The sequence below is a fragment of the Gilliamella sp. ESL0405 genome (assembly GCF_019469205.1).
Classification (GTDB): Bacteria; Pseudomonadota; Gammaproteobacteria; order Enterobacterales; family Orbaceae; genus Gilliamella.
In genome coordinates this window covers 1,766,421-1,792,837 of sequence record NZ_CP048265.1, presented here as the reverse complement: position 1 = coordinate 1,792,837, position 26,417 = coordinate 1,766,421, and the positions used below count along the sequence as shown (strand labels likewise).

Sequence of the window (26,417 nt, the reverse complement as noted above, 5' to 3'; positions counted from 1 at the left end):
TTTTGATGGTTGATGAATTGGAATTGATTAACACTATAACCAGTAATATGATTGTTAGTATTTTGATATTTTGTGTTGCTGCTCGCAATAACTACCTTACTACCTGCATTATGTCCATCATCGCTAAATCTAAAAATGTCACAGAGCCTCGCCATAAATTTTTTATATAGCCAAATATCCTATTTTGTATCAATAGGTTATTATCCTTAATCATTATAATTGTTCTGCTTATAACTGATACTAAAGCCAAGAATAAAATATGACCCCAGCTAAATACTGGGGATAATATTTGAATGTTCAGTATCCAGAACAACACGAGAAATATATTTAGAATAGATATCATCACCATATCTACACTGGTATTTTAGCTAATAACTCATTAACCTTATCTGTATCCTCTGGGTGAAGATGTAGATACTTTTCACAGGCTAATCTAACATAATGATAACAAGTTTTTTCACTAACAGTTACCGTATCTTCTTCTGTTGGCGGATAACCAATTGCAAACTGAACCCCCTCAAAATGTTCATCTTCATAATAACTATTCATATCAGGGAAATTGCAATACACACCATCCTGTATAAAAGATTCTTTTTGAATAATATTTTCGATAGCATTTAGAAAACAGCCATCATTATACATAAGATCAAAGTAATTTTTTATAATACTACTAGGTTTTGAAATACTAAGAGGTCTCTCAAACAGATGCTTATTTAGCTGTGAAAATCCATCTGTTTCAATATTTATAGAATCTTTCAAAATATACTCCTCAAATATTTATAATATACTATTTCGGGTGAAAATTAGTAACGGTACCGGTTTTAGGGTCTATATAAACCCTAAATGTTACACCTCCGGCAGTCGCATTATATGCTCTTTCCCCTCGAGCGATTGCTTGCTTATAACCACTAGATGCTGCTTGTTGACCAAGTTCTAGCATTTTTTGATCTGTAAATATCTTTGGGTCATAAATTGTCTTTGTAAATGGTTTCGAACCATTACCTTTATAATCCCCAGTGAAGTTTCCTGCCCTATCTTTCGCAGGTATTTGATACTCAATCTTAGTAATGCCTGGAGTTCCTGTCGGTGTCTCATTCAAAATTTTAACATTATTTTGCTTAGCTGCATCATAAAAAGCATTAGCATTATGCCCACCTGAAATACCATTTTGACTAAATCTATCCACAGTTGCTAAATGCTTTGGTTGCTCAATATTAAAACTAATACCATCTGGAGTTTTGACTGTTGTCGTCCCCTTACCAGCATTAATTTCTTGCTCTTTCGCTACATGCTCACCAAATTTACTACTTTCGTTTGCTTTCTGATTGGCAGCCTGATTATCAAGTATTTTATCCTTAGTCTCTTTATAATTTCCACCACCTTGTTCAACATTTCCTTTTCCGTGTTGTAGCTCTAAGTCTGTTTTGTCTAATGGTTTATTGGCAGTAGGTCCCTTTCCGGTCTCCAAACTACCAATCTTAACTGGGGTCCATTTCCCGTCAATCCATTGTATAATCTTACCGCCTAAAGCAGCCGTTGCCGTTCCCGCAACAGTATAGAATGACGCTTCACCAACATCATGCCCAGTCATACTTGCTAAGTTAGTCAATGCTGTTTCAAAAGAATCTGCTGGGATCTCTTTATTTAACCATTCTCTTGGAATGCTTGCTATTTTCTTTCCAAACTCCCAAGCGTCATCTGCAATTTTTCCTAGTGAGTTGTCATCAATGTAGCGAATAGCTTTATCGCCACCTTCAACAATGTTATCAACCAACTTGCCAGGCGCATTTTTCATTCCTTCCCATAAGGATTGAATTTTTGTGTCATCAGGATAATATCCAAAACTCAGATCATCTGGTGATGCACCATCAGTAACTATATTATAAAAATCACGATATCGATTATCTATCTCTTCCTGCAACCAATCTCTTCTTTCTAACTGACAAGTTGTATAGCCTTCACAATCCGCTATAATTTCTCGATATCTCTCAGCATACTCTTCTAACAATTGATTTTTATATTCTTGTAATGCTCTGATCTTTTCTTTATCAAGCTCATTTGTTTCTTTTACTACCTGCATTTGGCATTTTCTATCACCATTACAGGCTGCATATTTCTTGTCTGCTTCAGCAACATCCGCAGGGCTTAACAAATTATTCTCAACCGCATTCTTCCCGGCAGCCATTGCCGCACCGGCAGCGCCGGTATCACCGCCACCGGCGGCAATCGCCAGGCCGGCTGCCAGCTGGGCGAGGGCGCTGATGTTTTGTTTTTCAGCTTCGGTTAAGTCTTTAACGTCTTTACCGTAGAGTTGTTCACGAATCAGTTTCGCCGCCAGCTCACCGGCAACCGCACCAACCCCACCGGCAATCGATGGACCTCCTTGCAGCTCCGCAACAACGGCGCCGAGTATCGCATGGGCAATTAAGTTGCCGGCGATATCATCGGTTACCCAGTTACCTTTTTCATCTTGATGACCGGTATGCAGTTTGATTTGCTCGGCAATCCACGGCGCACTGGCACCGGCCAGACTACCGGTAATATCACCGGTAATCACCCCGGTCACAATCGCCATAGCGGTATCAATCCCTTTACTGACATCACCGCCCATGGTGCCCAGGTTTTTATCTTTATTTTTATTGATTTCCAGCTGCTTATCAACCAGCGCGTAATAAATGGAGTCTTCATTCGCGCTATAATATTGTTCAAATGAGGCGTATTTTGCTTTTTCCTCATCACTTAAATATTTATATCGCTTTTCTGCTTCCGCCCGGATTAACGCATCCTTATTTTTATCCACCTCTTTTTGTGCCTCAATGCGGTCATATTTCTTCACCACACTTTTAGCTTGTTGGGCAATATCTTTAATCAGCTCAACCGTCTCAATTTTATCCAGCTCTTTTTGCTTATCAAAAATCTGTTTGAGCGGATTATTGGCACTGTCCGTATCCCGGCTTAAGCCGTTAATATCCTGTTTTTGCTGGTCCTGATTGCGGATGATTAACTCGCCTTTTTCCACCGCTGATTTGGTGGTACTTGAGTCACTGTCACTGTCTTTAAATGCCGTTGGCGCACCGGGACCGGCGGTGCCACCACTAATGGCAACATGGGTCACTTTAAAGTCAGCTTTATTTTTAATATCACTGAAGCTGATAGTGCCGGTATCAAGTTTGTTTTTACTGGTATCTTCCGCTTTCGAGGCAATCACCGCGCCTTTTAAGTCCGTGTTATTGCCGACCGTAATATCATAGCCGCCTTGACCGGCAAAGATACCCGACTGGTCAGTCACGCTTGCCCATTTACTTTCCATTTCAGTGGCCGATAACGAGCCGTTCGCACTCACCCCACCATAACCGGCGGTGCCGCTGACTGAAGCACTGATTTTTTCATAATCATAATTATCGGTATCTTGCAGTGACTGAATGTTAAGATTATTGCCCACATTCATCTTCACCGTATCCCCTTTTAACTGACCACCGACCACATTCACATCATGACCGGTTTTGATATTGAGTTGATTCCTGGCATCAATCACACTCTCGGTCCAGGCACTGCCGTCAGCATTTTCCCGCTCCCGACTAAAGTTACCGTTGGCTTTAAACCGCAGACCACTTTCATCGCCACCAAACTGAAGCTGAATGCCCACGCCACCGCCGTAGCTTTTCTCATCCCGGTCACTGTGCTGCGTATTGACCGCACCAATCACATTCACATCCCGGTTAGCGGTCAGATTAATATCATTGCCGGCTTTCACCTCACTGCCTTTTAAGGTGATATCCCCGCCTTGCTCATTTGCATCACCGGTTGCGGTGATATGAATATTCTGCCCGGCAGAGACCCCGCTACTGATAACATTATGTTGCTCCTGATTGACCTCCCGCTCAGTGCGCTGCGTGCCCACCATCACACTGACACCGATTGACGCCTGTTTTTGACCTTGCTGATTTTGCAGCTGCAAATCTTCAATCGCTTCAAGTGCGGTCAGCGCAGATTTAATTGATTGCAGGGCTAATAACTTATCATTGCCTTTCTCTTTCGCCCGCTCAACCGCTTTGGCCGCTTCATACATATCTGCTGCCGTACCGGTTAACGCAATGGTCAGTCCGGATTTCTCATAAGTGTACTGCTCGTTATAGGTGGTTTTGGCATCAAGTGCCTCGATAGCCACATTCTCACCGGTTAAGTTCACATCCTGCTTAGCAATAATATCACTGCCTTTGACGGTGATATCCTTACCGGCCTGAATGCTCACATTACCCTCAGTGCTGCCGACGGTACTGCCTAAATAGGCTTGCTCGCTATCGGTCTGTTTCAGATTTTCTTTCTCATGACCAATGGTCACCCCGATACCGCCACTACTCATCAGCCCGGATTTTTTCGTCTTCGTCTCTTGTTTACGGTAATAAGACTCCTCGGCGGCATCAATATCAATATTATTGCCCGCCTTCAGATTGACATCGTGAGTACCGACCACCTGACTACCGGTGACACTTAAATTATTCCCGGCGGCAATGGTGACACTATCGCCATAGAGCTGACTGCCTTTTTCGGTGGTATTATCGATTTGCGTCTGCGTGGTGGTGGTCGTTTTATTTAAAAAGCCTTTGCTTGAACTCTTATGGAACTCATCTAACTCAAATCGCTCAGACGACGTCCCGATAGCGATATCATTATCCGCATAAAGTCCTAATTGCTTACCGGCAGCAATATCGACCGTTTTGGCATCAATATCATGTCCGGCACTTAACGTCACATTATTGGCGGCACTGATTTCACTGCCAACGACATTGTGTTCATGGCTTTTACGATAATGTTTGCCACCACCTAAATCTAACTTCTCTTCAATCTCAGCGGCAGTAAAGCGAATATCATGACCGGCGTGCAACGACGTATTGCCTGTCTCAGCATTATTAATAATCCAGCCGGCTTTAGCATGAATATCATGCCCGGCATCGATAACAATATTGCCATTATTCACCTGAATGATACTGGCCTGGTCGATATTGGTGGTGACATTATTGCCACGGATTTGCGTGCGGGTACTGGACAGAAGATTGATATCATTATCGGCAGATAAATAAACCAGCTTATCACCGACTAATTTCCCGTAATTGGTAATATCATTTTTCGCATCAATTGCCACCCGCTCACCGAATACCGTGCCACTATTGGTGACATTATTGCCGGATAACTGAATATCTTTTTTCGCATTAATTAATCCACTGCTATTAAGCGCCTGACCTTTAATAAAGACATTATCACCGGCAATTAACGCACCGTCATGGCTGAGCTCAGTGCGGTTAACAATGTAAACCTGCGGAACTAAAACATCGATAGCTTGATGATTAATGACCACCTGCTTTTTCACCAACAAGACCATATCAGTGGTTAACGCTTTCATCTGCTCAGCAGACAGCTCCACCCCTGGCGCAATACCGTATTGATTAGCAAAGCTAATACCGGCATCCATTAAGGCTTGATACTGCGCTAAATCATTTTCATAGCCTTGCAAATAGCGATGACCGGTCAAACCAACGATTTGTTCCTTAATCAGTTGTTGCTCATAATAACCGTCACCTAAGCGCTTAAGCACCGAGTCCGGATCGGCTTTTAAGCGACTTAACATATAGTCTGAACTTAACCATTTCTTACGCTGAGTAAAGTTAGGGTCGGTTTCAATAATATAATTTTTATCGGTATCTTTATTGACGATCCATAAACTGTTATCCGGCAGGGTTAAATTAGGCTCATAAATGTTGATAGTTTTAGGCGGGGTAATATCCTTATCGGCGGTGGCTAAATCGGCATGATCTGCCTGCTGGCTTTGCTGATTTAAATGGTCATCAATATTATTATCGACAGGGGTATTTGCAGAGGTGATAACCTCCTGTTTATCGATTGTCGCGTTAACCGCCGTTGTATTATCGTGCCCAAAATGCGGGTTATCAATCTGTTTTTCGTGTTGCTTAGCTGAATCTTGAACAGGCTGATTAATATCAACATGTTGATGGGTATTTTCAACCGCTGTTGGTTGACGAGCGGTATCGTTTAATATGAAATCTTGTAATAAATAAAGGGGAAGGGAGGTATTGTCTTTATTTTTAGGGATTTTGTTGGGGAAAGATAAAAAAATACACTTAACCGTATTTAAAAATTATCTATTATGCTAAAGATAGCACAAGGTGCAAAAGCTACTCCAAACCTCACTAACGATTAAGGTAGGGGCCTGGAGCAGATAGGTTTTTATGCCGGACGGCCGGTCATCATTAAGGTTGAGTAAAATAAACTCATTATTGAACTTACAAGCAATTTTTAAAAAACAATAAAAAATCCCCATACAAATTAGGTGGGGATTTGATACTTAATCATGATTGATATATATTGCATCGGCTTTTGCTGGTACAACATTTTCCCAATTCATGATGAGCAATATATCAATCGCCATTTTCCTCATTTTTTGCCACTCAACGCTTTCACAAAGCGCGTCATTATTCCAGTATTGAATATTAGCTGCTCCACTTATAGATAACATATAATCATCTAATTTTTTTAGTGCTAGTTTTTGTTCTGATGTAAGAGAAGATGCCACTAGAGGATCATTAAGTTCATCTAAGGCCATCTCCCACTCAACTGCTAATTCATCAGCTATATTTGCAAAATCCGGAAACAAACTTTTTTGTATTTCGCAAGGCTGTGCTATTGCCTGAGTTACCCATTTAATCTTATTCATATTTATTCCTTTGGTTTATTGATAATTGTCGCTTTTTCTCCCGCACTTGATTTATATGTCTTTGGATCAACAACTTTTAACGTACCTTGTGTTGTAGTTGATACTTTATAATAGCTACCACCATGACGTCCTCCACCAGGGTGTATCTGTATCTGGCTAATTTCAGGATGACCTTTAACTTCAATAATGACCGCCTGTCCTGAACCTCTTGTTGATTGTCTAACATTAACTTGATAACCTGCTGCCTGAAAATCTTTTGCAATATCATCAGCAGATCTACCCCAAATAGATTGAGGCGATTTTGTAAAATCATTTGCAATATTAATTTTTATAGGTGCTGTTGGATTGGTTTTCCCCTTACCAGCATTAATTTGTTGCTCTTTCGCTACATGGTCACCAAATTTACTCGACGCATTGCCTTTTTGATTTTTTGCGACATTGGATTCTACATTACGTTTGATTATACCTTGAAGTTGTTTATTTTTACTACCCGCAGCTAATCGACTTATCATCATATCGAGTGCAGCCATTGATTCTGAATTATCTAAGCCAGATAAATGATCCTTGCTTGCCTCAGTTAATAATTGTACCAGATTAGCTTTATCTGTATTTGTTATGGCAACATCAGCTAAGGCTAAAATTTCCATAGCTATACCGATTGGTCCGGGCAAATATTGCCCAATTTGTTCGGGTGCACGCATCCATAATTCAGCATAATCGCTACCATTAGGCATTCCTTTACCTTTTATTAAGCCACTCAGTGCTTGCTCGGTTTCTTCTGCCGTTAAATAATTATTAGCATATGCATCAAGTGTTGCATCGTATTGAGCCCCGGTATCATGATGTATATTAAGCCAAGCACCCCAGTTACCACCATCACTCGTGCTTACGGCATTATTCTCAACCGCATTCTTCCCGGCAGCAATCGCCGCACCGGCAGCGCCGGTATCACCGCCACCGGCGGCAATCGCCAGGCCGGCTGCTAGTTGGGCGAGGGCGCTGATGTTTTGTTTTTCAGCTTCGGTTAAGTCTTTAACATCTTTACCGTAGAGTTGCTCACGAATCAGTTTTGCCGCCAGCTCACCGACAACCGCTCCGGCCCCTCCGGCAATCGATGGACCACCTTGCAGCTCCGCAACAACGGCGCCGAGTATCGCATGGGCAATTAAGTTGCCGGCGATATCATCGGTCACCCAGTTACCTTTTTCATCTTGATGACCGGTATGCAGTTTGATTTGCTCGGCAATCCACGGCGCACTGGCACCCGCCAGACTGCCGGTAATATCACCGGTAATCACCCCGGTCACTATCGCCATAGCGGTATCAATCCCTTTACTGACATTACCGCCCATGGTGCCCAGGTTTTTATCTTTATTTTTATTGGTTTCCAGCTGCTTATCAACCAGCGCATAGTAAATATAATCTTTATTATCTTCATAATATTGTTCAAATGAGGCGTATTTCGCTTTTTCCTCATCACTTAAATATTTATATCGCTTTTCCGCTTCCGCCCGGGTTAACGCATCCTTATTTTTATCCACCTCTTTTTGTGCCTCAATGCGGTCATATTTCTTCACCACACTTTTAGCCTGCTGGGCAATATCTTTAATCAGCTCAACGGTTTCAATTTTATCCAGCTCTTTTTGCTTATCAAAAATCTGTTTGAGCGGATTATTGGCACTGTCCGTATCCCGGCTTAAGCCGTTGATATCCTGTTTTTGCTGGTCCTGATTGCGGATGATTAACTCGCCTTTTTCCACCGCTGATTTGGTGGTGCTTGAGTCACTGTCACTGTCTTTAAATGCCGTTGGCGCACCGGGACCGGCCGTGCCACCACTAATGGCAACATGGGTCACTTTAAAGTCAGCTTTATTTTTAATATCACTGAAGCTGATAGTGCCGGTATCAAGTTTGTTTTTACTGGTATCTTCCGCTTTCGAGGCAATCACCGCCCCTTTTAAGTCCGTGTTATTGCCGACCGTGATATCATAGCCGCCTTTACCGGCAAAGATACCCGACTGGTCAGTCACACTTGCCCATTTACTTTCCATTTCCGTGGCCGATAACGAGCCGTTCGCACTCACCCCACCATAACCGGCGGTGCCGCTGACTGAAGCACTGATTTTTTCATAATCATAATTATCGGTATCTTGCAGTGACTGAATGTTAAGATTATTGCCCACATTCATCTTCACCGTATCACCTTTTAACTGACCACCGACCACATTCACATCATGACCGGTTTTGATATTGAGTTGATTTTTAGCATCAATCACACTCTCGGTCCAGGCACTGCCGTCAGCGTTTTCCCGCTCCCGACTAAAGTTACCGTTGGCTTTAAACCGCAGACCACTTTCATCACCACCAAACTGAAGCTGAATCCCCACGCCACCGCCGTAGCTTTTCTCATCCCGGTCACTGTGCTGCGTATTGACCGCACCAATCACATTCACATCCCGGTTAGCGGTCAGATTAATATCATTGCCGGCTTTCACCTCACTGCCTTTTAAGGTGATATCCCCGCCTTGCTCATTTGCATCACCGGTTGCGGTGATATGAATATTCTGCCCGGCAGAGACCCCGCTACTGATAACATTATGTTGCTCCTGATTGACCTCCCGCTCAGTGCGCTGCGTGCCCACCATCACACTGACACCGATTGACGCCTGTTTTTGACCTTGCTGATTTTGCAGCTGCAAATCTTCAATCGCTTCAAGTGCGGTCAGCGCAGATTTAATTGATTGCAGGGCTAATAATTTATCATTACCTTTCTCTTTCGCCCGCTCAACGGCTTTGGCCGCTTCATACATATCTGCTGCCGTACCGGTTAAGGCAATGGTCAGTCCGGATTTCTCATAAGTGTACTGCTCGTTATAGGTGGTTTTGGCATCAAGTGCCTCGATAGCCACATTCTCACCGGTTAAGTTCACATCCTGCTTGGCAATAATATCACTGCCTTTGACGGTAATATCCTTACCGGCCTGAATGCTCACATTACCCTCAGTGCTGCCGACGGTACTGCCTAAATAGGCTTGCTCGCTATCGGTCTGTTTCAGATTTTCTTTCTCATGACCAATGGTCACCCCGATACCGCCGCTACTCATCAGCCCGGATTTTTTCGTCTTCGTCTCTTGTTTACGGTAATAAGACTCCTCGGCGGCATCAATATCAATATTATTGCCCGCCTTCAGATTGACATCGTGAGTACCGACCACCTGACTACCGGTGACACTTAAATTATTCCCGGCGGCAATGGTGACACTATCGCCATAGAGCTGACTGCCTTTTTCGGTGGTATTATCGATTTGCGTCTGCGTGGTGGTGGTCGTTTTATTTAAAAAGCCTTTGCTTGAACTCTTATGGAACTCATCTAACTCAAATCGCTCCGATGATGTCCCGATAGCGATATCATTATCGGCATAAAGTCCTAATTGCTTACCGGCAGCAATATCGACCGTTTTGGCATCAATATCATGTCAGGCATCGATAAGGGTAGGGGGCTTTAGCTGCTAGGGTTTTATGTCGGTTGCCCTGTTATTATTAAGATTGAACAGGGCTAGTTGATTGTTGAACTTGCGATGCAAATCTAAAAGATAATAAGTAAGTTCCACACAGATTAGGTGTGGGATTTTACTATGACTGATAATCCTCATATTCCCAAGCAAAGTACCTTGATAGTTTCTGAGCTGTTTCCAACCAAGTATCACAAGTACACTTTTCGATACATTTATTTATTATGTCTTTTATTTCGTCAAGATCATATTTGCGAACTATTAGCATGTGACGAATTAATTCAGGTTCCCAAATACTTTTTGATAACCATTCAGGAGTACAGACCAATAGGTCGAAATAATCTGCTCCATTGCTATCTGCTAGACCTATAGATAAATTTAATGTAATACTAAAAATATTACTTTCTTCTGGAAGATATGTTGCTGGGTCATAGTCTATTGAACCAACTGACTTTAATAAAACTTTCATCTTTTAATCCTTAATATTCAAATGTCCGTTGCCTACTTTTATTCTATTCCCATCAACATCGAACTTATATGTTTCAAAATTGGCCTGGATTCCTGTTGTTGCAAATGGACTATCCTTACTTGATGGAGGTCTATATCCTCTAGTGCCATCAGCGCTAATCCATCCTCCGTTAGACGTTTGTTTAGCTCCTTCACCAACCCATTGCATCCCTAATTCGTTCGCTTCCGCAGTAGTACCTGAGCCAATACCATAATTTAATTTTCCATTATGACCGTTAACTACAGCATTTAATCTAGGATCTTTTTTAGCTATGTTTTGTAGATTTTCATTTGATAAATCTTCTTTTAATTTTTGTTTATTTGAAGCATTGTGCGCCTGATTGGTATTATTCCAATTTTCAGTCAGCTTATTTTCATTTTTTACATGTTCACCAAAATTACTACTTTCATTTGCTTTCTGATTGGCAGCTTGATTATCAAGTATTTTATCCTTAGTCTCTTTATAATTTCCACCACCTTGTTCAACATTTCCTTTGCCGTGTTGTAGCTCTAACTCTGTTTTGTCTAATGGTTTGTTGGCAGCAGTTCCCTTTCCAGCTTTAGTTTGTTTAACGATAGTGTTATTAGCTCTATCATAAACAATTTTATAACTCCCGTTTTCACTAAGAGTCGTTTTTATTTCATTTAATACGACAGATGGATTTTCAATACGATTATTTTTATATAATTCCATTATAGCAGCAAGTTCATTCAGTTCAGACTTACTTAATGAATTAACTAATGAGCCAGCAGTCATTCCTAACCCTGCCGCCGGGTAACCTTCAAATCCAACAGTTTCGATTAACCAAGTTCCTACATTATTGGCACACAATACAGGATTGGCAGTACAAGAAGCAATAGCAGGACCGGCTATATCAATTGCGATAGGTGCGGCTATCAGTCCGCCTATCACAATCACTTGCGGTTCGCCGTACTCTATTATCGTTTCGTTATAACTGTTTATTCCTTCCCAGATAACCTTATCTTCACAAGCTTTATCGCCGTTACATGAAGCCTCTGCGGCCTTTACAATGGCTTGACCAATATGATTATTCTCAACCGCATTCTTTCCGGCAGCAATCGCTGCACCGGCAGCGCCGGTATCACCGCCACCGGCGGCAATCGCCAGGCCGGCTGCCAGCTGGGCGAGGGCGCTGATGTTTTGTTTTTCGGCTTCGGTTAAGTCTTTAACGTCTTTACCGTAGAGTTGCTCACGAATCAGTTTTGCCGCCAGCTCACCGACAACCGCTCCGACCCCACCGGCAATCGATGGACCACCTTGCAGCTCAGCAACAACGGCGCCGAGTATCGCATGGGCAATTAAGTTACCGGCGATATCATCGGTCACCCAGTTACCTTTTTCATCAGCATGACCGGTATGCAGTTTGATTTGCTCGGCAATCCACGGCGCACTGGCACCGGCCAGACTACCGGTAATATCACCGGTAATCACCCCGGTCACTATCGCCATAGCGGTATCAATCCCTTTACTGACATTACCGCCCATTGTGCCCAGATTTTTATCTTTATTGGCTTTTAGCTGAGTATCAACCAGCGCGTAATAAATGGAGTCTTCATTCGCGCTATAATATTGTTCAAATGAGGCGTATTTCGCTTTTTCCTCATCACTTAAATATTTATATCGCTTTTCCGCTTCCGCCCGGGTTAACGCATCCTTGTTTTTATCCACCTCTTTTTGTGCCTCAATGCGGTCATATTTCTTCACCACACTTTTAGCCTGTTGGGCAATATCTTTAATCAGCTCAACCGTCTCAATTTTATCCAGCTCTTTTTGCTTATCAAAAATCTGTTTGAGCGGATTATTGGCACTGTCCGTATCCCGGCTTAAGCCGTTAATATCCTGTTTTTGCTGGTCCTGATTGCGGATGATTAACTCGCCTTTTTCCACCGCTGATTTGGTGGTACTTGAGTCACTGTCACTGTCTTTAAATGCCGTTGGCGCACCGGGACCGGCGGTGCCACCACTAATGGCAACATGGGTCACTTTAAAGTCAGCTTTATTTTTAATATCACTGAAGCTGATAGTGCCGGTATCGAGTTTGTTTTTACCGGTATCTTCCGCTTTCGAGGCAATCACCGCGCCTTTTAAGTCCGTGTTATTGCCGACCGTGATATCATAGCCGCCTTTACCGGCAAAGATACCCGACTGGTCAGTCACACTTGCCCATTTACTTTCCATTTCAGTGGCCGATAACGAGCCGTTCGCACTCACCCCACCATAACCGGCGGTGCCGCTGACTGAAGCACTGATTTTTTCATAATCATAATTATCGGTATCTTGCAGTGACTGAATGTTAAGATTATTGCCCACATTCATCTTCACCGTATCACCTTTTAACTGACCACCGACCACATTCACATCATGACCGGTTTTGATATTGAGTTGATTTTTGGCATCAATCACACTCTCGGTCCAGGCACTGCCGTCAGCATTTTCCCGCTCCCGACTAAAGTTACCGTTGGCTTTAAACCGCAGACCACTTTCATCGCCACCAAACTGAAGCTGAATCCCCACGCCGCCGCCATAGCTTTTCTCATCCCGGTCACTGTGCTGCGTATTGACCGCACCAATCACATTCACATCCCGGTTAGCGGTCATTAGGGCTATTAGCTGCATTTTTAAGCAAGATAGAGGTTTCTGGCTCTTTTGAACATTTGTCTCTTACTAATCGACCTAAAGCATCAATAAAAGACGCTGTGGGATTCAATAAAAATTGCTCTACTAAATTAGCTTCTAACTCATCAGGAATAAGCAAGTATAGTTTGCCGCAAACGGAATAAATATAATCTATCGCATCATGATTTTCTGGATTATCTATATGTGAATAACGAATAATGTCAAAATATCCATTTAATATTAGACGCTTTTCTATTGCTGTAAGTTACTGCTGTTTATAATTTTTTAGCCCATCTAAACCATAATCACTATCATATATAAGGGGTTTAATAAAACCAGCCCTCAGTCCTATTAATATGCTAGTAACATCTTTGCGCTTAGAGCATAAATTACAAATATTATCCATAGATAATTCTTTTAAACTTACAAAAGACTCAAGCCATTACTTCAAGATCACCAACCACTCTTGGTTTGGAAAGATCTAATGTTTCTAAATAATTATCTATGTTCATCTTTGACGATAAATCAGATTGCAATTTATTAAGAGCTTTCTCTAATAAGTAAATTGAAAACGCTGATCTTGAATAATATTAGGCTCTACTATTTCATTCCAAACAACCTAATCCATTTTTTGTTATTCGATTAGTTGTTTTATAAAAAATGATTTATAGCATTCATTCTTTCCACATCTTCTTTTAAAACATTTTTTGCTGTATCACTCAATGCTCCTGACGTTTTTTCTGCAAAATGTTCAAGTAATCGAAATGTTTCTTTTGTTATAGAACCCTTGACCTCATGACCAACTAATACTCCTAAAGCATCAATTAAAGAGGGTGTCGGGCTTAACTTTAATTCTTTAACTATCTCTTCTTCTGCTTTATCAGGGGAAATTCTATACAAAGCAATACAGGCTGCATAAATAAAATCTATTGCATCAACTTCTTCATGAATTTCAATGTGCGAATATCTTATTACATTAAGTAAACCAAAAATAATTAATTGTTTTTCTTCAGATGAAAATTTTCCATCTTTATATGCTCCCCATTCTGTTGAATTAAATTGTGGAGATTTTAAAAAAAATAATGCGCATAGTCCTACTAATATGTAACCAATATCTTTTCTTTCTGGGCATATGTTAAAAATTTGCCTCAAGGACAAATTTGGCATATTCGCTAGAGAATGGAGAATAATATCAACTTCAGTAATTGCCCCTGGTTTTGAAAGATCTATTTTTTTTAACTCATTAACCATAATCAATTGATAACCTCGCTAGTTGATTTGCTTTTAATATTCATATTTGACAAGTGTGATTCTAATTTTTTTAATGCATCACTTGATTGTGCACGATAGCGACCTGACTGATTATTTATTAATAAAGTCCCGTCAGAATTCATTTTTAGCTCTCCGGCACCTTTTACCGCCTCACCACCACTAAGTTGAGTATGTTTTACTCCTGTTCGTCCAGCGCTACCTCTAGGTGCTATTTGTATATTATTATTTGTATCAATGATATAAATATATACTTCATCTTTGTTTAGCTTTGTTACACTTGTTTTATCGAGAACAAACTGTCCTGGTGCTGGGTCTATTTTATCTATAGAACGAGGCTTGACTAAAGGTAATTCATCATAGCGATACAACAAGCATCTAAAAAATGGACTATGCCTATTCAAAACTGGAAGAGTGCGATGAATCGATTTATTATAGAATTTGGTGACAGAATGACTCGTCACCTCTAACTGGCAAATACACACAAAATTTAGGATAGGGTCCCCCCGTCGGTTAGGCGAGGAGCTTATTTTCACTTACTTTTTATCAATAATATATTTATCATTATCTAGTTCATCTGAATCTAAAATAACGGATTTTTTCGAGCCATCAGGTGAAATCATGATCCATGTAAGAGGGCTTAGACTATCATCAGGTATTAAACATGTAGAACCCAAAATACAACTTATCTTTTTTGATATCATCTCCGGACAGTTTTCTATTGATTTATCTCTAATAAAAAACTGACAAACTAATAAAAAATCACCTTGCGTTTCATTTGCCATACACCATAACTTAACATCATCAGTTAATGGCGTGTCAATGTAGTCATCGGTAATTACTATTGATTGTTCCGGAATATTAAAACTTTCAGATATTGCCTTTTTCAATTCTGTTTTTGATACTTTTTTTTCAAGTATTAAGTCAAATCCACTCATTTATTATTTTTACTCCATACTTCAAGTGCTTTTGCTCTAGATTCTGCACTCATACCCATACTATTTAAAATATCCTCAGCCCGTTTCGTATTACCAAATTGATTATAAACCCCAAGAGATTTAAATTCACCTCTATTTAAAGTTGTAAATCCATTCCCTGATATCGGCGCTAATGTACCGTTGGCTTCTCTCTCATAGATTCGACCATTAACTGTTATCTGATTTCCTTTTATTGAGGCTTGTCCATTTTTAATTGCCGCCATATCCGCAGCAACATCTACAGATGAATCAATGACTGTATTTAGAGGCTTGGCCGTTGTCTTTTGATTTATGTTATTAAAGTAATGGCGACCGTTAGGCGAGTTTATATCAGATATCCACTCAGGTAGATTCTGTGTTGTCCCCTTACCAGCATTAATTTGTTGCTCTTTCGCTACATGTTCACCAAATTTACTACTTTCGTTGGCTTTCTGATTGGCAGCTTGATTATCAAGTATTTTATCCTTAGTCTCTTTATAATTGCCACCACCTTGTTCAACATTTCCTTTGCCGTGTTGTAGCTCTAACTCTGTTTTGTCTAATGGTTTGTTGACAGCAGTTCCCTTTCCGGCATTGGTTGCAGTTTTTCCGATCAACTGCTTGGTGTTACCGAATACTTTTTGTATTCTAGGCAGAGTAATCCCAGCTCCAACTACACCATGAACTGTCATCATGCTACCCATATAATAGCCAGCCATTTTTTGTGCATCTTCTTCGTTGTAACCCCAACGCTGAAAAGATAACACCACGCCATCATAGATACTGCGCAATTCATTTGCTTCTTTTGATGTTGATTTTAATAAATGGTTTATTTCCTGATAACCTATTTGAGTTTCCACAGGATATAAATAAGTATATTGTTGGTAGGTCTTCAATGCATCATAAGCATTTTGGCGTTCTGTTGCACATGCCTGACTATTAGCATCAACACAGGCTTCTAACAAAGCATTTGTCGTGCTTTCATCTTTTATTTGAAGCTCTAATAATTTTAGTTTTTCAGAATCAGTTATTGTTCCATTTTTTTCTTTATATTTTAGACTTTCTTTAGTCTGATGATCTGACGAATTTAAATAATTATTCTCAACCGCATTCTTCCCGGCAGCAATCGCCGCACCGGCAGCGCCGGTATCACCGCCACCGGCGGCAATCGCCAGGCCGGCTGCTAGTTGGGCGAGGGCGCTGATGTTTTGTTTTTCAGCTTCGGTTAAGTCTTTAACATCTTTACCGTAGAGTTGCTCACGAATCAGTTTTGCCGCCAGCTCACCGACAACCGCTCCGGCCCCACCGGCAATCGATGGACCACCTTGCAGCTCAGCGACAACGGCGCCGAGTATCGCATGGGCAATTAAGTTACCGGCGATATCATCGGTCACCCAGTTACCTTTTTCATCAGCATGACCGGTATGCAGTTTGATTTGCTCGGCAATCCACGGCGCACTGGCACCCGCCAGACTACCGGTAATATCGCCGGTAATCACCCCGGTCACAATCGCCATAGCGGTATCAATCCCTTTACTGACATTACCGCCCATTGTGCCCAGATTTTTATCTTTATTGGCTTTTAGCTGAGTATCAACCAGCGCGTAATAAATGGAATCTTCATTCGCGCTATAATATTGTTCAAATGAGGCGTATTTCGCTTTTTCCTCATCACTTAAATATTTATATCGCTTTTCCGCTTCCGCCCGGGTTAACGCATCCTTGTTTTTATCCACCTCTTTTTGTGCCTCAATGCGGTCATATTTCTTCACCACACTTTTAGCCTGCTGGGCAATATCTTTAATCAGCTCAACCGTCTCAATTTTATCCAGCTCTTTTTGCTTATCAAAAATCTGTTTGAGCGGATTATTGGCACTGTCCGTATCCCGGCTTAAGCCGTTAATATCCTGTTTTTGCTGGTCCTGATTGCGGATGATTAACTCGCCTTTTTCCACCGCTGATTTGGTGGTGCTTGAGTCACTGTCACTGTCTTTAAATGCCGTTGGCGCACCGGGACCGGCGGTGCCACCACTAATGGCAACATGGGTCACTTTAAAGTCAGCTTTATTTTTAATATCACTGAAGCTGATAGTGCCGGTATCAAGTTTGTTTTTACTGGTATCTTCCGCTTTCGAGGCAATCACTGCGCCTTTTAAGTCCGTGTTATTGCCGACCGTGATATCATAGCCGCCTTTACCGGCAAAGATACCCGACTGGTCCGTCACACTTGCCCATTTACTTTCCATTTCCGTCGCCGATAACGAGCCGTTCGCACTCACCCCACCATAACCGGCGGTGCCGCTGACCGAAGCACTGATTTTTTCATAATCATAATTATCGGTATCTTGCAGTGACTGAATGTTAAGATTATTGCCCACATTCATCTTCACCGTATCACCTTTTAACTGACCACCGACCACATTCACATCATGACCGGTTTTGATATTGAGTTGATTTTTAGCATCAATCACACTCTCGGTCCAGGCACTGCCGTCAGCGTTTTCCCGCTCCCGACTAAAGTTACCGTTGGCTTTAAACCGCAGACCACTTTCATCACCACCAAACTGAAGCTGAATCCCCACGCCGCCGCCGTAGCTTTTCTCATCCCGGTCACTGTGCTGCGTATTGACCGCACCAATCACATTCACATCCCGGTTAGCGGTCAGATTAATATCATTGCCGGCTTTCACCTCACTGCCTTTTAAGGTGATATCCCCGCCTTGCTCATTTGCATCACCGGTTGCGGTGATATGAATATTCTGCCCGGCAGAGACCCCGCTACTGATAACATTATGTTGCTCCTGATTGACCTCCCGCTCAGTGCGCTGCGTGCCCACCATCACACTGACACCGATTGACGCCTGTTTTTGACCTTGCTGATTTTGCAGCTGCAAATCTTCAATCGCTTCAAGTGCGGTCAGCGCAGATTTAATTGATTGCAGGGCTAATAACTTATCATTGCCTTTCTCTTTCGCCCGCTCAACGGCTTTGGCCGCTTCATACATATCTGCTGCCGTACCGGTTAACGCAATGGTCAGTCCGGATTTCTCATAAGTGTACTGCTCGTTATAGGTGGTTTTGGCATCAAGTGCCTCGATAGCCACATTCTCACCGGTTAAGTTCACATCCTGCTTGGCAATAATATCACTGCCTTTGACGGTAATATCCTTACCGGCCTGAATGCTCACATTACCCTCAGTGCTGCCGACGGTACTACCTAAATAGGCTTGCTCGCTATCGGTCTGTTTCAGATTTTCTTTCTCATGACCAATTGTCACCCCGATACCGCCACTACTCATCAGCCCGGATTTTTTCGTCTTCGTCTCTTGTTTACGGTAATAAGACTCCTCGGCGGCATCAATATCAATATTATTGCCGGCCTTCAGATTGACATCGTGAGTACCGACCACCTGACTACCGGTGACACTTAAATTATTCCCGGCGGCAATGGTGACACTATCGCCATAGAGCTGACTGCCTTTTTCGGTGGTATTATCGATTTGCGTCTGCGTAGTGGTGGTCGTTTTATTTAAAAAGCCTTTGCTTGAACTCTTATGGAACTCATCTAACTCAAATCGCTCAGACGACGTCCCGATAGCGATATCATTATCGGCATAAAGCCCTAATTGCTTACCGGCAGAGATATCGACCGTTTTGGCATCAATATCATGTCCGGCACTTAACGTCACATTATTGGCGGCACTGATTTCACTGCCAACGACATTGTGTTCATGGCTTTTACGATAATGTTTGCCGCCACCTAAATCTAACTTCTCTTCAATCTCAGCGGCAGTAAAGCGAATATCATGACCGGCGTGCAACGACGTATTGCCTGTCTCAGCATTATTAATAATCCAGCCGGCTTTAGCGTGAATATCATGCCCGGCATCGATAACAATATTGCCATTATTCACCTGAATGATACTGGCCTGGTCGATATTGGTGGTGACATTATTGCCACGGATTTGCGTGCGGGTACTGGACAGAAGATTGATATCATTATCGGCAGATAAATAAACCAGCTTATCACCGACTAACTTCCCGTAATTGGTAATATCATTTTTCGCATCAATCGCCACCCGCTCACCGAATACCGTGCCGCTATTGGTGACATTATTGCCGGATAACTGAATATTTTTTAGTAAGTTATCGGAAGAAGATAAAACCGTGATTAAGATATTTTTAGAAGACTTTTTAATCAAGAAGCAGATTAAATTATAGGCTAGGTAGGACAAATAAAAAGTAACATAGTAGTAACAGGCGACAACCTGCTACTACTACAACTATACGAAATGGTTATTATGATTAAGATGCATTTCTACGCTAAAATCAACCCCAGACCACAACTGACAATTAAAGGCAGGTGGCTGGAGCAGATAGGCTTTTATGTAGGATGCCCTGTTATCATTAAAATCGAGCAGGGCAAGTTGGTTGTTGAACTTGCGATGCAGATCTAAAAATAGATAAGAAGAGCCCCGTTGGTTAGGTGGGAGATTTACTATCTACCACCACTTAGGATAATTAATAAATTCATTTTTGATGACAGAGTAAACATCATCAGTAATTTTACTGCTATAATCTGCAGTCATAACATTTCCTTCAGGATCTCGTCTCTTAATTGACCATGCAAACTCTATGAACTCATTACTTTTTATTATCTTTATGATAAAAGTATCATCCATATCATTTAATATAGTGTTTTTTCCCTCATTAAGCCCTTTAGAGAATCGATCCCAGACGCTACATTCAATCCAAATTTCTCCACTATATGCTAAAAGATGAGTGAACTGATTTATATTAATATCAATTTTGAATTTAATTGACGGTAAATAATCATCTATTTCTATCTCATCAAAAATAATCTTGATAGGATCACTTAAATTAATACTCATTAATACTCCTACTTATTTAACTGGTCGAGCATGAATTACTGCAGGAAGCTCACCTAGTTGACGAGGTGGTGCTAATTTTAGCTCCCAACCGTCGATTGTAATTAACTTATTATATTCAACGCCATTTTTTGTTGCTGAATTAAGAGCCCCTTGCAAACTGTTCAATTGTTGTTGTGACGATAACCTTACAGCTTCTGGCGTATAGTCTTTCGCTTTAAATTGAGCATATTCGGCAATATGTTCTGTTGCATTACCATGAATCCATACTTTCTGCCCATTAGGTAAAGTCATCTCAAATGATTTAGGAATAACTGAACCAGGGTAATTCGGTTGAGTTGCCTTCACTGAATCCCATACGGTACCAGTTGTTCCATTATTTATGTTAGCACTCGTTCCCTTTCCAACATTAATTTCTTGCTCTTTCGCTACATGCTCACCAAATTTACTACTTTCGTTTGCTTTCTGATTGGCAGCCTGATTATCAAGTATTTTATCCTTAGTCTCTTTATAATTTCCACCACCTTGTTCAACATTTCCTTTTCCGTGTTGTAGCTCTAAGTCTGTTTTGTCTAATGGTTTATTGGCAGTAGGTCCCTTTCCGGTCTCCAAACTACCAATCTTAACTGGGGTCCATTTCCCGTCAATCCATTGTATAATCTTACCGCCTAAAGCAGCCGTTGCCGTTCCCGCAACAGTATAGAATGACGCTTCACCAACATCATGCCCAGTCATACTTGCTAAGTTAGTCAATGCTGTTTCAAAAGAATCTGCTGGGATCTCTTTATTTAACCATTCTCTTGGAATGCTTGCTATTTTCTTTCCAAACTCCCAAGCGTCATCTGCAATTTTTCCTAGTGAGTTGTCATCAATGTAGCGAATAGCTTTATCGCCACCTTCAACAATGTTATCAACCAACTTGCCAGGCGCATTTTTCATTCCTTCCCATAAGGATTGAATTTTTGTGTCATCAGGATAATATCCAAAACTCAGATCATCTGGTGATGCACCATCAGTAACTATATTATAAAAATCACGATATCGATTATCTATCTCTTCCTGCAACCAATCTCTTCTTTCTAACTGACAAGTTGTATAGCCTTCACAATCCGCTATAATTTCTCGATATCTCTCAGCATACTCTTCTAACAATTGATTTTTATATTCTTGTAATGCTCTGATCTTTTCTTTATCAAGCTCATTTGTTTCTTTTACTACCTGCATTTGGCATTTTCTATCACCATTACAGGCTGCATATTTCTTGTCTGCTTCAGCAACATCCGCAGGGCTCAACAAGTTATTCTCAACCGCATTCTTCCCGGCAGCCATTGCCGCACCGGCAGCGCCGGTATCACCGCCACCGGCGGCAATCGCCAGGCCGGCTGCCAGCTGGGCGAGGGCGCTGATGTTTTGTTTTTCAGCTTCGGTTAAGTCTTTAACGTCTTTACCGTAGAGTTGCTCACGAATCAGTTTCGCCGCCAGCTCACCGGCAACCGCACCGACCCCACCGGCAATCGACGGGCCACCTTGCAGCTCAGCAACAACGGCGCCGAGTATCGCATGGGCAATTAAGTTACCGGCGATATCATCGGTCACCCAGTTACCTTTTTCATCTTGATGACCGGTATGCAGTTTGATTTGCTCGGCAATCCACGGCGCACTGGCACCGGCCAGACTACCGGTAATATCACCGGTAATCACCCCGGTCACTATCGCCATAGCGGTATCAATCCCTTTACTGACATCACCGCCCATGGTGCCCAGGTTTTTATCTTTATTTTTATTGGTTTCCAGCTGCTTATCAACCAGCGCATAATAAATGGAGTCTTCATTCGCGCTATAATATTGTTCAAATGAGGCGTATTTTGCTTTTTCCTCATCACTTAAATGTTTATATCGCTTTTCTGCTTCCGCCCGGGTTAACGCATCCTTATTTTTATCCACCTCTTTTTGTGCCTCAATGCGGTCATATTTCTTCACCACACTTTTAGCCTGTTGGGCAATATCTTTAATCAGCTCAACGGTTTCAATTTTATCCAGCTCTTTTTGCTTATCAAAAATCTGTTTGAGCGGATTATTGGCACTGTCCGTATCCCGGCTTAAGCCGTTAATATCCTGTTTTTGCTGGTCCTGATTGCGGATGATTAACTCGCCTTTTTCCACCGCTGATTTGGTGGTGCTTGAGTCACTGTCACTGTCTTTAAATGCCGTTGGCGCACCGGGACCGGCGGTGCCACCACTAATGGCAACATGGGTCACTTTAAAGTCAGCTTTATTTTTAATATCACTGAAGCTAATAGTGCCGGTATCGAGTTTGTTTTTACCGGTATCTTCCGCTTTCGAGGCAATCACTGCCCCTTTTAAGTCCGTGTTATTGCCGACTGTGATATCATAGCCGCCTTTACCGGCAAAGATACCCGACTGGTCAGTCACACTTGCCCATTTACTTTCCATTTCAGTGGCCGATAACGAGCCGTTCGCACTCACCCCACCATAACCGGCGGTGCCGCTGACTGAAGCACTGATTTTTTCATAATCATAATTATCGGTATCTTGCAGTGACTGAATGTTAAGATTATTGCCCACATTCATCTTCACCGTATCCCCTTTTAACTGACCACCGACCACATTCACATCATGACCGGTTTTGATATTGAGTTGATTCTTGGCATCAATCACACTCTCGGTCCAGGCACTGCCGTCAGCGTTTTCCCGCTCCCGACTAAAGTTACCGTTGGCTTTAAACCGCAGACCACTTTCATCACCACCAAACTGAAGCTGAATCCCCACGCCACCGCCGTAGCTTTTCTCATCCCGGTCACTGTGCTGCGTATTGACCGCACCAATCACATTCACATCCCGGTTAGCGGTCAGATTAATATCATTGCCGGCTTTCACCTCACTGCCTTTTAAGGTGATATCCCCGCCTTGCTCATTTGCATCACCGGTTGCGGTGATATGAATATTCTGCCCGGCAGAGACCCCGCTACTGATAACATTATGTTGCTCCTGATTGACCTCCCGCTCAGTGCGCTGCGTGCCCACCATCACACTGACACCGATTGATGCCTGTTTTTGACCTTGCTGATTTTGCAGCTGCAAATCTTCAATCGCTTCAAGTGCGGTCAGCGCAGATTTAATCGATTGCAGGGCTAATAACTTATCATTGCCTTTCTCTTTCGCCCGCTCAACCGCTTTGGCGGCTTCATACATATCTGCTGCCGTACCGGTTAACGCAATGGTCAGTCCGGATTTCTCATAAGTGTACTGCTCGTTATAGGTGGTTTTGGCATCAAGTGCCTCGATAGCCACATTCTCACCGGTTAAGTTCACATCCTGCTTGGCAATAATATCACTGCCTTTGACGGTGATATCCTTACCGGCCTGAATGCTCACATTACCCTCAGTGCTGCCGACGGTACTGCCTAAATAGGCTTGCTCGCTATCGGTCTGTTTCAGATTTTCTTTCTCATGACCAATGGTCACCCCGATACCGCCGCTACTCATCAGCCCGGATTTTTTCGTCTTCGTCTCTTGTTTACGGTAATAAGACTCCTCGGCGGCATCAATATCAATATTATTGCCCGCCTTCAGATTGACATCATGGGTACCGACCACCTGACTACCGGTGACACTTAAATTATTCCCGGCGGCAATGGTGACACTATCGCCATAGAGCTGACTGCCTTTTTCGGTGGTATTATCGATTTGCGTCTGCGTGGTAGTGGTCGTTTTATTTAAAAAGCCTTTGCTTGAACTCTTATGGAACTCATCTAACTCAAATCGCTCCGATGATGTCCCGATAGCGATATCATTATCGGCATAAAGTCCTAATTGCTTACCGGCAGCAATATCGACCGTTTTGGCATCAATATCATGTCCGGCATCGATAAGGGTAGGGGGCTTTAGCAGTTAGGATTTTATGTCGGTTGCCCTGTTATCATTAAGATTGAACAGGGCAAGTTGGTGATAGAGATTAATTTACTAGTTTAATTCCAAGCAATCAATAAGATATTTTCATTTATATTTTATTATGTGGAAATACCCTATATTTTATAAGCTTTAATGAATATATTATTCTGAAAATATTAAAATATTTTTCTCTTAATATTTTAAAGTTCAATGCATTAAAGTTATGCAATATAATTTTTATATGCAATATTACCTTTTTCACTACTACTAAAATAATTTTTGGAAAAATCATATTCTAAAAAATTAGATGAAATATTATTTAGATCTAGTTGAGTAATATTTCTATTTTTTAATTTTACAATTAATGCTTGGTATCTATTAATAATATCAACTTCATGATCTGTAATATAATCTTTAAAATCTATTGTTTGAATTAAAATATCTGATTCTTCAAAAATAAAATTTAATCTACCTGAAAAAATAATTTTTAGCTTAACTTCTTTATTGAAATAATCAGCACTTTTTCCTGCCAACCAAATGTATTTATCGCCTATATTAAAATTAGAATCTACAGAATGAAAATATTCATTTTCTCCATCATTTATTTTCAAATATAAGTTTTTTTGCTTTTTTATAATTAATTTCGCTTTTCTAATCAAGACAACTAATATACTACTTAGATCATTTAAATCAATTTCATTTAAAGCATTATTCAGGATAGTTTGAGGGTTTTGCTTTATGATAGGTAAATACCAAAAGTCCTCGCTCATATTAACCGCTATATTCTCTAATATGATTTCAAAATCATCAGTGTTATTTTCTAAGTCAAATGATAAATAGTTTTCTATTCCTATATCATTATCTAAGCATATGAACTTTTGATAACTATCAGTTATATCTAATTTATATTTCATAATAAACCTTCATTAATTTCTAATAAATTTATATTCAGTAATAGTAGGATTCTGTATTGGTTTACCGTTTGATTGTAAATAACCTTTACTCGGAATAATATTTTTTTCAACTAAAGTAAAACCTTTGCTCTTTGCAATTTTTTCTATATTATTCATAGACGGATTATTCCAACAACCTTTGACAATAATTGTTCCATTTTTATCTAAAACTCTTAATACCTCATCATTAAAAGGCTTATATTTATATGGATTTTCCATAATAATGACTTTTTGAGAACCTGTTGCAATATTTGTCAAATCATTAACATTGCCAGGATAAACATTTTTTCCCATAGGATAATCAGGATGAGATATATTATAAGCGCCTTCAATTGGTTTATTTCCTGCACCAATATTTAATGTTCCCCCTTGTTCGGGTTTGTTTAAATATCCTCCAGTCCCCTTACCAGCATTAATTTGTTGCTCTTTCGCTACATGCTCACCAAATTTACTACTTTCGTTTGCTTTCTGATTGGCAGCTTGATTATCAAGTATTTTATCCTTAGTCTCTTTATAATTTCCACCACCTTGTTTATACCGCCAGTTACGTGTCACAAGGCACAAAACCACAACTGACCATTAAAGGCAGGTGGCTAAAACAGATAGGCTTTTATGTAGGCTGCCCTGTTATCATTAAGATTGAACAGGGTAAGTTGGTGGTTGAACTTGATTTGCAAGTCTAAAAATAAATGGTTGATTTTCCCCGCTACTATGTAGGGATTTTTAATAAATAACTATGTTGTATGAGGATAATTTATAGAGCAATTCGCACTAACTAAGGACAAATCTACCCAACCTTGCATTTTCAAATAATATAGCCTATTATCAAGATTCTTTGATATTTCAAGTTCACCGATATATGCAGGTAAAATATCCTTTTCATCGATATTATTTTGATATTGTAATGTAATGATGTTATTTATATTGATGGTACAAACTTCGCTACCATTATCCATATTTAAAATTTCAATAATAACTTCGTTTTTATCTAAATTAATAGAAAACATAGATAAATTAACATCAACCAACTTTAAATAATGATCTTTCATAT

17 protein-coding genes are annotated in these 26,417 nt (G+C 41.0%); 2 read left to right on the top strand and 15 right to left on the bottom strand.

The genetic code is table 11. The annotated features are described in order from the left end of the window. Window positions 1-351 precede the first annotated feature (351 nt). The 10 genes from cdiI to GYM74_RS07750 form a co-directional block, all read right to left on the bottom strand. Window positions 352-759: a ribonuclease toxin immunity protein CdiI gene (gene cdiI / locus GYM74_RS07795; protein WP_220217665.1), complete on the bottom strand. Its 408-nt coding sequence runs from the start codon at window positions 757-759 to the stop codon at window positions 352-354. Between the two features lie 28 nt (window positions 760-787). Continuing rightward, window positions 788-5,626, bottom strand: a complete 4,839-nt coding sequence (locus GYM74_RS07790) for a hemagglutinin repeat-containing protein (protein ID WP_220217664.1) — start codon at window positions 5,624-5,626, stop codon at window positions 788-790. 735 nt (window positions 5,627-6,361) lie between these two features. After that, the gene (locus GYM74_RS07785; protein ID WP_220217663.1) at window positions 6,362-6,730 is read right to left on the bottom strand and encodes a hypothetical protein; all 369 of its coding nucleotides are present in this window, start codon (window positions 6,728-6,730) and stop codon (window positions 6,362-6,364) included. A 2-nt stretch (window positions 6,731-6,732) separates the two neighbouring features. Continuing rightward, entirely contained in the window at window positions 6,733-10,131 is a 3,399-nt protein-coding gene (locus GYM74_RS07780; protein WP_255556232.1) for a hemagglutinin repeat-containing protein, read from the bottom strand. A 232-nt stretch (window positions 10,132-10,363) separates the two neighbouring features. Continuing rightward, window positions 10,364-10,711, bottom strand: a complete 348-nt coding sequence (locus tag GYM74_RS07775) for an immunity 8 family protein (RefSeq protein WP_220217661.1) — start codon at window positions 10,709-10,711, stop codon at window positions 10,364-10,366. A gap of 3 nt (window positions 10,712-10,714) precedes the next feature. Beyond that, window positions 10,715-13,387, bottom strand: coding sequence for a hemagglutinin repeat-containing protein (locus GYM74_RS07770; protein WP_220217660.1), 2,673 nt, complete (start codon window positions 13,385-13,387; stop codon window positions 10,715-10,717). 651 nt (window positions 13,388-14,038) lie between these two features. Further along, window positions 14,039-14,638 (bottom strand): hypothetical protein, encoded by a 600-nt coding sequence (locus tag GYM74_RS07765; RefSeq protein ID WP_220217659.1) that lies wholly within the window; start codon window positions 14,636-14,638, stop codon window positions 14,039-14,041. Window positions 14,639-14,640: 2 nt separating this feature from the next. Next, window positions 14,641-15,027, bottom strand: a complete 387-nt coding sequence (locus GYM74_RS07760; RefSeq protein ID WP_220217658.1) for a hypothetical protein — start codon at window positions 15,025-15,027, stop codon at window positions 14,641-14,643. A gap of 165 nt (window positions 15,028-15,192) precedes the next feature. Then, window positions 15,193-15,594: a hypothetical protein gene (locus GYM74_RS07755; protein ID WP_220217657.1), complete on the bottom strand. Its 402-nt coding sequence runs from the start codon at window positions 15,592-15,594 to the stop codon at window positions 15,193-15,195. Further along, on the bottom strand, window positions 15,591-19,814 hold the full coding sequence (locus GYM74_RS07750; RefSeq protein ID WP_220217656.1) for a hemagglutinin repeat-containing protein: 4,224 nt from the start codon (window positions 19,812-19,814) through the stop codon (window positions 15,591-15,593). The genes GYM74_RS07755 and GYM74_RS07750 overlap by 4 nt, the downstream gene beginning before the upstream one ends. A gap of 99 nt (window positions 19,815-19,913) precedes the next feature. On the opposite strand from GYM74_RS07750, the gene GYM74_RS07745 reads away from it, so the two are divergent. Continuing rightward, window positions 19,914-20,069, top strand: coding sequence for a SymE family type I addiction module toxin (locus GYM74_RS07745; RefSeq protein WP_220217655.1), 156 nt, complete (start codon window positions 19,914-19,916; stop codon window positions 20,067-20,069). A 45-nt stretch (window positions 20,070-20,114) separates the two neighbouring features. On the opposite strand, the gene GYM74_RS07740 is transcribed toward GYM74_RS07745, so the two are convergent. The 4 genes from GYM74_RS07740 to GYM74_RS07725 form a co-directional block, all read right to left on the bottom strand. Next, entirely contained in the window at window positions 20,115-20,504 is a 390-nt protein-coding gene (locus GYM74_RS07740; RefSeq protein ID WP_220217654.1) for a hypothetical protein, read from the bottom strand. Window positions 20,505-20,516: 12 nt separating this feature from the next. Further along, complete coding sequence (locus GYM74_RS07735) at window positions 20,517-24,305, bottom strand: hemagglutinin repeat-containing protein (protein WP_255556231.1); 3,789 nt, start codon at window positions 24,303-24,305, stop codon at window positions 20,517-20,519. 329 nt (window positions 24,306-24,634) lie between these two features. Next, a complete protein-coding gene (locus GYM74_RS07730; protein ID WP_220217652.1) occupies window positions 24,635-25,327 on the bottom strand; it encodes a hypothetical protein in 693 nt (230 codons plus the stop codon). 12 nt (window positions 25,328-25,339) lie between these two features. Beyond that, entirely contained in the window at window positions 25,340-25,921 is a 582-nt protein-coding gene (locus tag GYM74_RS07725; RefSeq protein ID WP_220217651.1) for a hypothetical protein, read from the bottom strand. Here GYM74_RS07725 and GYM74_RS07720 point away from each other — a divergent pair. Next, window positions 25,915-26,049: a SymE family type I addiction module toxin gene (locus tag GYM74_RS07720; RefSeq protein ID WP_220217650.1), complete on the top strand. Its 135-nt coding sequence runs from the start codon at window positions 25,915-25,917 to the stop codon at window positions 26,047-26,049. The genes GYM74_RS07725 and GYM74_RS07720 overlap by 7 nt on opposite strands. A gap of 51 nt (window positions 26,050-26,100) precedes the next feature. On the opposite strand, the gene GYM74_RS07715 is transcribed toward GYM74_RS07720, so the two are convergent. Next, window positions 26,101-26,415 (bottom strand): hypothetical protein, encoded by a 315-nt coding sequence (locus GYM74_RS07715; RefSeq protein ID WP_220217649.1) that lies wholly within the window; start codon window positions 26,413-26,415, stop codon window positions 26,101-26,103. Window positions 26,416-26,417 lie beyond the last annotated feature (2 nt).

Excerpts from the sequence above, each read along its gene's own strand:
- GYM74_RS07790 (WP_220217664.1), bottom strand. The coding sequence starts at position 5,626 with ATGTTAAGTCGCTTAAAAGCCGATCCGGACTCGGTGCTTAAGCGCTTA.
- GYM74_RS07785 (WP_220217663.1), bottom strand. The coding sequence starts at position 6,730 with ATGAATAAGATTAAATGGGTAACTCAGGCAATAGCACAGCCTTGCGAA.
- GYM74_RS07775 (WP_220217661.1), bottom strand. The coding sequence starts at position 10,711 with ATGAAAGTTTTATTAAAGTCAGTTGGTTCAATAGACTATGACCCAGCA.
- GYM74_RS07770 (WP_220217660.1), bottom strand. The coding sequence starts at position 13,387 with ATGCAGCTAATAGCCCTAATGACCGCTAACCGGGATGTGAATGTGATT.
- GYM74_RS07765 (WP_220217659.1), bottom strand. The coding sequence starts at position 14,638 with ATGGTTAATGAGTTAAAAAAAATAGATCTTTCAAAACCAGGGGCAATT.
- GYM74_RS07755 (WP_220217657.1), bottom strand. The coding sequence starts at position 15,594 with ATGAGTGGATTTGACTTAATACTTGAAAAAAAAGTATCAAAAACAGAA.
- GYM74_RS07745 (WP_220217655.1), top strand. The coding sequence starts at position 19,914 with ATGATTAAGATGCATTTCTACGCTAAAATCAACCCCAGACCACAACTG.
- GYM74_RS07740 (WP_220217654.1), bottom strand. The coding sequence starts at position 20,504 with ATGAGTATTAATTTAAGTGATCCTATCAAGATTATTTTTGATGAGATA.
- GYM74_RS07730 (WP_220217652.1), bottom strand. The coding sequence starts at position 25,327 with ATGAAATATAAATTAGATATAACTGATAGTTATCAAAAGTTCATATGC.
- GYM74_RS07715 (WP_220217649.1), bottom strand. The coding sequence starts at position 26,415 with ATGAAAGATCATTATTTAAAGTTGGTTGATGTTAATTTATCTATGTTT.